The sequence below is a fragment of the Coprococcus sp. RTP21428st1_C9_RTP21428_210409 genome, assembly GCF_040227395.1.
Classification (GTDB): Bacteria; Bacillota; Clostridia; order Lachnospirales; family Lachnospiraceae; genus Coprococcus; species Coprococcus aceti.
The window spans coordinates 1-12,118 of sequence record NZ_JBEHVV010000054.1 but is presented as its reverse complement, the minus strand read 5'-3'; the positions used below and the strand labels follow the sequence as shown (position 1 = coordinate 12,118).

General features: G+C 42.7%; 10 protein-coding genes and 3 tRNA genes. All 13 read right to left on the bottom strand.

Going from position 1 to position 12,118, the window contains the following annotated elements; genetic code table 11:
* Nucleotides 1-163: 163 nt before the first annotated feature.
* Entirely contained in the window at nt 164-823 is a 660-nt protein-coding gene (locus tag ABUA34_RS10375) for a helix-turn-helix domain-containing protein (protein WP_022217374.1), read from the bottom strand.
* Nucleotides 824-1,071: 248 nt separating this feature from the next.
* Nucleotides 1,072-1,947, bottom strand: a complete 876-nt coding sequence (locus ABUA34_RS10370; protein ID WP_349818673.1) for a hypothetical protein — start codon at nt 1,945-1,947, stop codon at nt 1,072-1,074.
* A gap of 30 nt (nt 1,948-1,977) precedes the next feature.
* Nucleotides 1,978-3,399, bottom strand: coding sequence for a L,D-transpeptidase family protein (locus ABUA34_RS10365; protein WP_055222366.1), 1,422 nt, complete (start codon nt 3,397-3,399; stop codon nt 1,978-1,980).
* Nucleotides 3,400-3,429: 30 nt separating this feature from the next.
* Nucleotides 3,430-4,626 (bottom strand): FtsW/RodA/SpoVE family cell cycle protein, encoded by a 1,197-nt coding sequence (locus ABUA34_RS10360; protein WP_015534440.1) that lies wholly within the window; start codon nt 4,624-4,626, stop codon nt 3,430-3,432.
* 14 nt (nt 4,627-4,640) lie between these two features.
* Nucleotides 4,641-5,963, bottom strand: a complete 1,323-nt coding sequence (locus ABUA34_RS10355) for a hypothetical protein (RefSeq protein ID WP_243147809.1) — start codon at nt 5,961-5,963, stop codon at nt 4,641-4,643.
* A gap of 49 nt (nt 5,964-6,012) precedes the next feature.
* The gene (locus tag ABUA34_RS10350; RefSeq protein ID WP_022217377.1) at nt 6,013-6,336 is read right to left on the bottom strand and encodes a hypothetical protein; all 324 of its coding nucleotides are present in this window, start codon (nt 6,334-6,336) and stop codon (nt 6,013-6,015) included.
* A gap of 18 nt (nt 6,337-6,354) precedes the next feature.
* Nucleotides 6,355-8,046, bottom strand: coding sequence for a hypothetical protein (locus ABUA34_RS10345; RefSeq protein ID WP_161171541.1), 1,692 nt, complete (start codon nt 8,044-8,046; stop codon nt 6,355-6,357).
* Between the two features lie 58 nt (nt 8,047-8,104).
* The gene (locus ABUA34_RS10340; protein WP_055222369.1) at nt 8,105-9,574 is read right to left on the bottom strand and encodes a DUF6382 and FHA domain-containing protein; all 1,470 of its coding nucleotides are present in this window, start codon (nt 9,572-9,574) and stop codon (nt 8,105-8,107) included.
* Nucleotides 9,575-9,690: 116 nt separating this feature from the next.
* Nucleotides 9,691-9,761 (bottom strand) — tRNA-Cys (locus tag ABUA34_RS10335).
* Nucleotides 9,762-9,778: 17 nt separating this feature from the next.
* A tRNA-Asn gene (locus ABUA34_RS10330) sits at nt 9,779-9,850 on the bottom strand.
* 30 nt (nt 9,851-9,880) lie between these two features.
* Nucleotides 9,881-9,968: transfer RNA gene (locus ABUA34_RS10325), tRNA-Ser, on the bottom strand.
* A gap of 183 nt (nt 9,969-10,151) precedes the next feature.
* Nucleotides 10,152-11,420, bottom strand: coding sequence for a fibronectin type III domain-containing protein (locus ABUA34_RS10320; protein WP_015534436.1), 1,269 nt, complete (start codon nt 11,418-11,420; stop codon nt 10,152-10,154).
* 192 nt (nt 11,421-11,612) lie between these two features.
* Nucleotides 11,613-12,118, bottom strand: a 506-nt coding sequence (locus tag ABUA34_RS10315) for a fumarate hydratase C-terminal domain-containing protein (RefSeq protein ID WP_349823260.1), incomplete at its 5' end; no start/stop codon positions are given.

Sequence of the window (12,118 nt, the reverse complement as noted above, 5' to 3'; positions counted from 1 at the left end):
ATATCGCCCTATGATAGCCGTACCTATAACCATGGACAATATCGCTGCTATCCATATAAAAATTATCGCTATCTTAACTTTCTTAGTAATCTTCATTCGTGTTAACTCCCATCTTACTAGCGCTAATTATAGCATTAATCCCTATTGTTAGTGTGTGAAGTTTTTATAAACTCTCTCTCTGTTTTCTTCTGAAAATGCCCTTTTTCTTCCTCTTTATCTCCGTTGCCGCAACCTCCTGTCTGGTCTGCTGAAGTTCTCTTATGGTGGCGTCAAGCTTTCTGTATCTCGCTTCCTCCTGATCCTCCTTCTCCTTCATCAGCACATCCATCTGTTTTACCACGTCATCGGACACCGCAGCGGACACTGACTGTGTTATCACCTTAAGGTTGTCCTTTATGGAGTTGCTGATTATCTTGTCCATGATATTCTGGAATTGTGCCATCTTGAAATCAACTATTCTTGAATCATCCCCCACATCGCTGCTCACCCTTATGGTTTCTATGGTCTTCTTCTCTGTATTTTCTCTCTCTGCGATAAGCTCCGCCACCGCATCATCCGCATTTTTTTCCTCTGTGCTCTCTCCCTCGTCAAGAAGTTCATACATTCTGTGAACCATATCCTTTATCGCCTTGAGCTGTATCCCCTTATCCTTCAAAGTCTTAACCCTCTGAAGTATCTTTACATCCTTCTCACTGTAGCACCTGTGACCCATGTCATTTCTCTTGATATCGATCTCAAGCTCTTCCTCCCAATACCTAAGCACATGTGACTCAACCTCAACCTTGGCTGCTGCCTCACTTATACTGTAAACTCTCTCTGTCATCGTGTATATCTCCTCCTTGTCTCAGATCAGGTTCTGTCTTAAGTTATTTCCTGTCCTGATACAATTCTAAGGACTTTGATACACAGTCTCAACGCGAATCGTCCTCTAAATTTTCCCACTATACTTGTTTATTCTCCCATACTTATCACATTCTGAACTTATCCGTGGCAAATAGAACTTTTTCAGTATTTTTAAACAGAAAAATCCCCTGCACATATCAGTTTGCCCTTATGCGCAGGGGATAAATATCAGTTATTTATTTTTGTGATGACAAACTGTCCATCGTCGTTCAGTCTGAAATGTACATTTTTATAGTTTGTTCCAATTACATATTCGGAGCCGTCGTTGGTTTTTCTCAGATTATCCAGTGCATTCTCATCGTTCAGAGCCTTCATAAGAATGTCAGTGAACAGCGCCTTCTTATCAACATTCAACAGCTCATTTTCATTTGCTATGGACTGTCCACCACTTGTCTCCTGAGGATATAAAACCATATCCTTCATGGTCTCAAGATCTTCATCATTGAACACCTTCACGATCTTCTCAGCAAATGCTCTGCTGTCCGTCTCTATCTGCTGCTGGACATCAGCCCTGTCCGTATATCTGTTCTCAAATACTATATGTGACAGCACTTCATTGAGTACCTCATCACTGGCTGTGACGTATATATATAGCGAATAGTTAATTGTTCCATCGCTCCAGAAAGCTATACGTCCGGGATTCAGAGTGTAATAAGTAGCACTGTATCCCTGGATGTTGCCGGTTATCATGTCACCATTGCTGGTGTTCTCAACGCCCGCCAGATCGTACATCTCGTATTTGCAGGAGCCTCTGAGTTCAACCTTCACTCCGCTGTACCTGAAACTCACGATACCTATGTCACCGGATATCTTGTACTTCACATCCGTTATCTCGGAACTGTTCTTATCCACATCGAGATACACTCCTATCTGAGCCATATCCTCCGCGGATTCAACATCACCGCTCTTTATCTGGATACCGGTACTCTCCTCCTGACCGTCATCCACCTTCCCGCATCCCATACAGATACCTGCAAAACAGATGACCGCAATCATAAATAATATATATTTTCTGCCCATGTCCATCCACGACGCTTTTTTCATATATCTATTCTCTCCACATTGAACACGATATTACCATGCTATTCCCTTATGACATCCGTTCTCTCTACACTTGTATGCCATGGTTGGATCTGTAGGATCCCATGTATGGCTGTAATCAAGCTGAACTGATGTAGGCTTAGGGAACGGGCCGCTCTTATTGCTCTCGAATATAGTTACCTTTGTTCCAAGATCGCAGTTGTCATATATCCACTTTGCATCTCCTGCCTTAAGTCTTATACATCCGTGTGAGCATGTCGTTCCGAGCATGTTATAAGCGCTGACTGATAATGTGGTAGGATCCTCCTCTCCGTAATACACAGAGTGGAAAAGTATATCACCTGTTATAAGTGTATCCCACTGTCCATAGCATGGCCCCATCAGTGTCCACCATCTTCCCTTTGCCGGGGTACAGAATGTTCCAAGAGGTGTTGTGTCACCGCCTGAACATACAAATGCCTTTACCGGAATGATATATCCCTTGTTGCCATCCTTTGCATATACAGTCACAACATTTGTGGTCTTGTTGACCTTTATCTCATAGGAATCCTGTTTTCCGAGGATCTTATCAACATCTGTGAGTCTCTTGCCACCTCTGTTGAAATAGAACTTATATCCATTCGCATATGCCCACTTGCTTCTGTACATGGCACCGCTCTTACTGAAGTAATAGTATGCTCCATCCACATATCTGTATCCGGTGAGTAATGTTCCCTTGACGCTTACGAAGTAACGCCTGCCGTTGTAATATTTCCAGCCTCTGCCCTTCACCAGTGCACCATTCTTGTCGAACAGATACAGCTTGCCATTTACCTTCTTAGGTCCTTTGTATGCAACACCTGAAGCGCTGTAATACTGTCTGTTTCCAAGCTTTGTAGTATACCATCCTGTATATGGCTTTCCATTGGAACCAAATCTGTATGTCACGCCATTTATCTTTCTGACACCCTCCGCAAGATAACCATTACTTGAGAAATTATAGTAATACTTGCTATTCTTTACCTTATGTGCACCCTTATAGGCTTTTCCATCAGAACCAAAGTAATACTTCTTACCCTTTATTTTCTTCCAGGTATTCACCAGTGCCTTGCCATTTGTTCTGAAGTAATAGTAATTATTCTGGATTTTGTTAAGACCTCTCACCATGCGGCCATATCTGTTAAAATAATATTTGTCGCCCTTGTATGTAAGGAACTTGCTCTTTAACGCCTTGCCGTTCTCATCGTAATAATATGTCTTACCGTTCTTGGTATACCAGCCCTTCTTATTCTTCACAGTGGCAGTTGCATCCGTCAATGTCGCAACACTCTCTCCGACATCAGCCTGAGCCTCCGCAGCGTACACCGTGTACTGTCCGCCGACCCTGCTTTCTGACAGATTTGAGATTCCTGTCGCACAAGTTGACAACAATACTGCTGCCATTGTCAAAAACGCAATTTTTCTAAACTTTACCATATACTACCTCTCTTATTCCTCACATGGATTTTATTCATTCAAATGCTTCTGATACACTCTTCTCGTCTGCTGCCTTCTGATTCCTATACACATACCACACTCGACCATTGTCATGAGAAGTGCGGAACCTCCCGAGCTTATGAAAGGAAGAGTGACACCTGTATTCGGAATTACATTTGTCGCAACGCTTACGTTGATCACTATCTGGCATACAAGGTGTACCATCACACCTATGACCATCATGCTTCCAAATACGTTCGATGACTCTTTAACTATAACATACATCTGGTATAACAGATAGCCATACAGAAGAAATAACATGATTGCTCCTGCCACACCAAGCTCCTCGCAGATTATCGCGAAGATCATATCATTCTGGGCCTCCGGTATAGCCGAAAGCTTCTGTGTTCCATTTCCAAGTCCCTTGCCGAAGAAAGATCCGCTTCCTATGGCATACAGCGACTGTATGACCTGATATCCTGCACTCTTCTCATATTTCTCTGTGTACAGCCATCCCAGGATTCGCTTTGCACGGAAGTTGTCATTTGACAGAAGTTCTTCCTCCGTAGGCAGGTAGCTCGTGGCTACCTTCACATAGACCACCGCCACCACCACAGCTATCAGCAATATTCCCAAATGCAGTTTCCAGTTCTTGCTGGCTATAAATGTTGAACAGTAACATATTCCAAGAACGACCAGACACGAACTCAGGTTTGTGGATATGACGAGCAAAAGTCCCGCCTGGAGTCCCACAAGCACCCACAGTATTATGACAGTCTGCCACTTGTGCATCTCTCTCCATTTGCTGCTTATAAATGAAGCTATGAATATGATCATGAGAGTCTTCACTATATCAGCGATCTGGATTCTGAATGGTATGTGAGGGATCTGGATCCATCTCGTCGCACCATTTACATTTACTCCCAATGGCGTGAGAAGCAAAAATGTCAGTATCAATGACAGAAAATATGCAGGCCATGTAAGCTTCTTATACAGACCGTATGGGAAAAACGCCAATCCCCATATTGCCAATGCTCCGAAAACGATAAACACCAACTGGCTTCTGAAATTGCTGGCAGCCGTGCCGTAACTGGATGCGCTGAATATCATTATCAGTCCAAATGCCAGAAGGAACGTTATAGCAATTATCATCTTATATATGGTTCCCGATGTATATCTGCTTTTTTCTTTGCCCGTGGAGTTATCCACAACTGATGTATCACTCATATACAAATCTCCATCTATCTGTTCATTATCTCTTTTATAAATTTATACGCACTTATCACATCTGTGTCAAATATATCCAGGCTGTCCCTGTATTCTGGTTTCTCTATCGCTCCTGAATCACAGCCGATATGCATGCTTCCATCACTGTCCCCGCTCCACGCAAGATCAATGCTGTTACCCTTATCATATCCGGTGATCTCCGCATTTTTTCTGAACACGGCATCTCCAACCTGTATACCAAGAATTGCATCACTTCCAGACAATCTAAGCTCCAGCGATGCACTTATACTGACAGGCTTCATGGAATCCATGAGATCGGCTGCCGATATATCCACATCAAACACCACTCCTGTCTCTCCGTCACTGCTCACATCCCTCTTTTTTATCACAAGATGGTTGTCAGAATTGTCAGTAACAGTGAACTCATACGACTGTGCTGTATATTTGTCTCCGTAAAATGTCAGCGACATGCTCATATCCCTGTCGGACACATGATCCGCATACAGCTTGACCAGCTCATTTTTACTGTTCACAGCAAAATAGAGCGTGATATCCCTGCCGTCTAACATTTCATCCACAAATTGCTTTATATCATGTACCAATTCTGCCGTATTGTCAATGGTATCTATCTCCGGTATGTATTTGCCAAACATGTCATACACTTCCTGAAGATCTATATCATGTGTGCCAAAACATTCATCCAGATAACTATAGAAATCATCCACATTGAAGATGACCGAGTACACCTTGCAGTCCTGTGTACTATCCCCAGTAACCACAGTCTGTTTTCCCTCACTCGTACCCTCCATATTGAAGAAATACTTAAGTGTCTTCTGGATAATATCTGTCTGGATATCGTCACCGTTGATGTCCGCATAATTATTTGCAGCCATCCTCATACAGTTCTCATAGGCAGTGCCAAATGAGTACACTGTGTCGCTGTCTATCCCAAGCAGTGATACCACCTGAGAATTGCTCATGTTCGTGATGAGATTGTCAGCGTACTGTATTCTGATTGCCATATCATCTATATATATGAGAGAAGTCCTCTTATTTGCATAGAGCTTGAATGTCTTGTCATCAACTCCTGCCTCCGCAAGAAAATTGTGATCCGAAGCACTTCTCTTCAGCGATATGTCAACGCTGTGATCAGAATTATCCTCAAATGAAAAGCTCTGACTGCCATTTATCATGTTCATACCCATGTCAAATGTGCCATACTGCTGATTCATCTCCGACTCTCTGGAAGAATTGATGGTATTTACCATGGCCTCCACAAGCTTTATCTGAGGTTTTCTCATAAGATGAAAAAAAATAATTGCAACAACTGCTGCCATCAGAATGATGACAGTCGCTGTTATTCCAATTATTCTTTTAAGTAGTTTACTATTGTTTTTTTTGTGCATATGTATCATGATTTTCATTCAACCAGGCTATGGCCTCACACAATCCTTCCTCGGAAAAATCAAACTGCTTCGATCCCTTCTGTTCATCCGGTGTGACCTCAAAACAGAATGGCTCCGGCCATATAAATGCCGTGAGTACAGTCTTTGTCTCCTTCGGTGCATCTTCCTCTGTCTGATCTTTTTCACCCTCCGGCTCAATCTCCACAACATCCTTCTGTATCATGTAACGGATACCCTTGTCACTGCCCTTAAAAGGCCGCGACTTGTAGAATTCTAGAGCCAGCAATTCAGGTCTGTTTATCACATATATCACCCTGTCTCTTTACTTTATTGTGAACGGATATACCTCTATGATCTTCTTGGTCGTCTCGTTCTGAAGATACAGATATGTTACACCCTTAGGTGCACTGTCACCTGATATCTTGACCCATGTTGACCAGCCGTCAACCACAGGATCTGAGAATGTTATGACGTCAGACTTGTTTCCATCCGCATACACAACGTATCCCGATATCTTCATAGAGTCATCACCGTCAAATCCAAATGACGTATGAATATATATATCTGATCCATCCTTTGTCTTGATGCTGTTAGATCCCTTATCAAGATCTTTTTCACTGCTGTTTACAAATGATTCTATATTCCACTTCACAAGCTCTGAATACAGCTTCTGAGCCTTCTCGTTGCCGTCGTATCTGAGTTCTCCGAGATATGTCATTGTAGTCTCATTGGCTGCGTTCTTATTTGCATTTGCAAATGCAAGCTTTCCATTTGCTATCTTCTTGGACACATCAGTCTTGACTACCTTCTCATAGTAATCAACTGACTTCTTGTATTCCTTGTCCTTGTATGCCTGGGCTCCAAGTGCCTGATAACACTTGTCTTTCTCAGCTACACAGTCCTTGTAATCCTTGTCCACCTTATCATAGCTCTTGATGGCATTCTCGTAATCCTTGTTCTTGTAATACTGCTCTGCCTTCTTGTATGTACACTCACTGGCCTTGTTCTTGTAGTCATCAAATTCTGACTTCATGTACATATCATACGCATCGTCATATTTGCCGCTGTCGAGCAGCTCTGATGCCTTGTTGTAATAGCACTTTGCAAGAAGAGTCTGGGAATCGCTGTACTCCTCTATGGTTGACAGAATACTGATGGCGTCATCGTACTTCTTGGCTGTTATAAGTGCCTCCGCTTTCTTATATGTACACTCGATAACCTTGTCCGATGCATCCTTGTATGAGCCTGCGTTGTTGAATGCATCTATGGCTGCATCGTAGGATGCCGCATTCATCTGATCCATTCCCGCATTGTAATAACACTGATAAGCCTTATCAAATGCGTCATCGCTGCTGAAACTCTCCTCGTCACCGTCAGATGACTTGCTGTAGTTCTCTGCAGCCTTTCTGCTGTTGCCTGACTTCTTATAATATTCAGCCGCCTCAAGGTTCTTGCCTTCTTTTTCAAGACCCTCGGCATACTCATAATAAGCGTCTCCGTTTGCCTTTTTATAGGAATCCTTGAATTTTCCAAGATCCTTATACAGTGTCACGGCCTCTTCAACCTTTCCCTGGTCCATGAGGTCGTTGGCCTCGTTATACTTTCTAAACTTTGGAACAAATATAAATGCAAGGACGCCTATAGCGATGACGATAACCACTGGTATAGCTATGAGTGCGGCCTTTGCACCCTTGCTCATACCCTTCTTCTCGCCCTTTTTCTTTATCATTATATCGGCGCCTTCCTGTGGCATTATCTGAGGTTGTGGCATTCCCATCTGAGGCTGCTGCGGTGGCACAGGATTACCCTGTGGCTGCTGCATCATCTGAGGCATGCCCTGTGTTCCGCCTGTCAGGACAGTTGTGCTGTCATCGTCCTCATCGACATCCGGCTCACTTGTAAGCACAGTTGTGCTGTCGTCAACTTCCGGCTCTATCAAAGGAAATTCTTTTCCACAGACAGGACACTTTCTTACGTTCTCCCCCAATTCACAACCACAATTATCACAATACATATCTCTTCCTCCATCCTTACGGATCAACCTGATTTATTACATTTATCGAACTCCATATTTAAGAATTTATCCTGAATATGAACTCCTCGTTTGAAAGCCTTATCACACTGTTATCAGGGATAGCCACATCAACATTGCTGTACACCTGAGTTCCGTTCAGGAATGTATGGTTTGTTGAGTTGTTATCTCTCAGATAATGTGTTCCATTGATACTGGTGATATAGGCGTGTCTTCTACTTATAGACTTGTTTCCTGTTACCTTATAGTCAACACCCTGATCAGCCTTGCCAATACAGAATACCTGTTTATTAATCTGAACGCTCTCACCCGTAGTCTTTCTGGTGAGGGTCGGCTTGCTGCCTGTGACAAGTGTTCTGTTGCTGAACAGTGTTGTAGGTGGCTCCTCATCCGGCTGCTCGCTAAGTCTCTTGGCTTCCTCCGCCTTGAGCTTTGCAAGGCCTGCCTGTCTCTTAGCCTCCTCAGCATTCTTGCGGGCTGCAAATTCTGCCTGCATTCTAGCCTCCTCAGCATGCATCTCCTGCTCTCTGGCACGTCTTATCTCATCTGCATACTGCGATGAAACCTTCTCTGCCCTGATTCGCTCCTCCTCGGCATTCCTGAACATTTCTTCAGCCTTAAGCCTCTCACTGTCATCGGAATTGCCCTGATATGAGTACATATCCTGAGCTGTGAGTACCGCTGTCTGCTCATAATCCTTTGCCTCAGCAGTGACCTTCTGTCTCCATATCTCGGCTTCGACCCTTGCCGCCTCGGCCTTCATACGGGTCTCCTCTGCCTGTCTGGCAACTTCCGCCTGATACTTTGCTTCCTCTATCTGTCTCTTTACCTCATTCTCGGCCTGCATTCTTGCCTCTTCAGCCTTTCTGGCTGCCTCCTCGGCTTTGTGGATTGCAAGCTCTTTATTATTGTCATTTGAAGTGAGTACCTTACTCTTGCCCTTTTCACCCTGTATTATAAGGAGCTGACTTGATGCTCTGAGATCTGACACGAATTCATTGAAATGAAATGCATCAAACTCCCTGTGATCGTTGAAATAATCAACTATCTGGTTAGCACATTCTATGGCTGGTGTGTGTGCATAGACAAATCCTGACAAGATGCTCTTCACGAACTCCCCAATGTCCTTCTTGTCAAATTTGCTTTCAAATGGAAGATACAGAAGCTGTATGGAGAAGTCACTAAATCTCACATACATATAATTCGTATCCCACACTACCTTCTCGGGTGCTAGTCCATTCTGTATGACTGACACAAGCTGCTTGCTTATGCTGAATATGTATTCCACCAGTTCATCCCTGAAAACCGGTTTCTGCATTATCTTACTAAGACTCATATCCCCATCTATTGAGAATTCGAGTTTTCTTTCCCCCTTAACAAACACTTCCCTGCACATGCTTGTGTTGCCTGCAAAAGGCACATTATAGGCATTCATTTCATATTTGCTAATAGGAGTAACCTGATCAAGTTTGTATTCAATTTTTATTGAATCTTTTAAAATTTGAGTCATACCCCACCTCCTACTATTTCAATAGCCAATATACCTCTACAGTATAACAGACAAAAAAAGCATATTCAAGGTTACAAAAAAAGGAAGATATATATTACATATATCTTCCGCTTGAGAGGTGCGAGCCGGATTTGAACCGGCGATGACGGTGTTGCAGACCGGGGCCTTACCACTTGGCTATCGCACCATATTATTTAATTAAAGCTCCCCGAGTAGGGCTCGAACCTACAACCCCTCGGTTAACAGCCGAGTGCTCTACCATTGAGCTATCGAGGAATAACGTCATAAGCATCTCCAAAAAGGAAACGCAGAAGGAGGGATTTGAACCCTCGCGCCGCGCAAACGGCCTACACCCTTAGCAGGGGCGCCTCTTCAGCCACTTGAGTACTTCTGCAAAATGCCTAAATAAAAATCTCCTACCAAAGAGTATTTAATTTTTGACACTTGTTTATAATACCAAACCTGGCAGTGAATGTCAAGGAGTTTTTACAAGAAAATAATAAGCCAAAAATCGACAAAAAGGCGGATACTTTTTTGTATCCGCCCTCTTATCGTTTTGTAGATGTTTCTTACTATCTTATCTATAGTAGTAACTGCATCTTATATACTCACAAGCCTGTCCTCTGTAGGTCTTTCCTCTTACCTTGACAACAGGGATAACATATACTCCAAATGTAGAATATGCCTTAAGACCTCTTATTGTATAAGAGCTGCTCTTAGCACTTACCTTTTTCTTTATCCATTTTGCATTTGAAGCGTATGGATTCTTTGTATAGTATACAAGATAATACTTTGTATTTGCTACTTTCTTCCATTTAACCTTTGCAGCAGTGCTGCTTACAGAAGTTACATTACTCTTCTTTACACATGCCTGAGGTATGATTGTCTTGAATGCTGACCAATCGCTCCAGCACTTAGCACCACCATTTGCCTCTTTGTATGCACGGATTCTTACCTTGAATCCCTTGTTGTTGATTGCCTTACGAACCTTTGCGTTGTTGATCTTAACTCTGGTCTTTGTTGTAGCCTTTGTTGTGTATAATCTGGTCTTTCCGTTGAGAGAGTAGATCTGAACCTGATATCCTGTAGGATAGTCATAGTTTGGATTTGCCTTCCATCCGATTGTTATTACATTTCCACTCTTAGCTGGACTCCATATAAGAGTTCCTGCCTTTGCATCGGCAACATACTGTGGGTTAACAGGTGCTGAGTAGAGTGTACCTGTTGACTGTCCATAACCAAGTGCTATGTAGTTTGACTCTGATCTCTTATATGAATATACATAATATCCACTATAATGTGTTCCGGCCTTTGCAGGTACAGTTGCCTTGTTTGTAGTAACATTATACTGAGCCTCAACCTTTGAACCGCTGATCTTGGCAACTACATATCCTGTTACACCTGAAACTCTGTTCCACTGTAAACCGATCTTATTCTTTGTGCCTGAAGTCTGCTTTATTGACTTGTAATCTACGCTCTCAGGAGTTGTTATGACCTGAAGAGGATCTGACTGTCCAACAAGCTGCTTGTTGACATATGTCTGAACTATTACATAGTATGCTCTGCCGGCCTGAAGATTGTAAATATACTTCTTATTTGATGTTGAAGTATAAGAACTTAATGCCTGATATCCTGAAGATCTATCCTGGGATAAATACACTAAGTATTCCTCTCCATAATTACCGCTCCACTGAACTGTGACACCTGTCTTGGTATCATCTGTCTGCTGAAGATTTGTTACTGCTCTTCCTGATGCTGCCGATGCTGTTATTGTCATTGCAAAGAGCATGATTGACATGATTGCAAGGATCAATAACGATCTGTTGAAAACTTTTTCTCTTCTCATTAAATCTCTCCTTTTTCTTCTTTCCCTTGTTAATACAACAATTAATTTAATATGAGACTAACTCATATTAAAATTTTACAAGTTTAATATATTTTAGTCAACATTATTGTGACTGTAATATTCAACAATTATTTTGTGCATTTTTGCTAATTCATTGTTGAGATTCTGTATACTTTTTATTTTATTCCTGTATTATTTATTCTGCTCAAGATAATCCTTTACCGCTGTTTCATACAGGTTGTGTCCCTCTGAATCTATAACCACAATAGCTGGGAAATTCTCCACTGTCATCTTCCTTATAGCCTCTGTTCCGAGATCATCGTACGCGATCACCTCGGATTTCTTGATACATTTGGAGAGAAGCGCTCCTGCACCGCCAACGGCTGCCAGATACACAGCCTTGTTGTCTATTATTGCCTGTATAACCTCCTGGCTTCTCTTTCCCTTTCCTATCATTCCACACAGACCCTTGCTGAGAATGAGTGGAGTGTATTTGTCCATTCTGCTGCTGGTTGTCGGTCCCGCCGAGCCTATGACCTGTCCAGGTTTTGCCGGTGTCGGTCCGAGATAATATATCACATTGCCGTTAAGGTCTATAGGAACTATGCCCTTCTCGTATAACTCAGTTCCACTGGCGTCCACGCATCCTGATTCCATGATGGCATCATACATTCTCTTGTGTGCGGCATCCCTGGCAC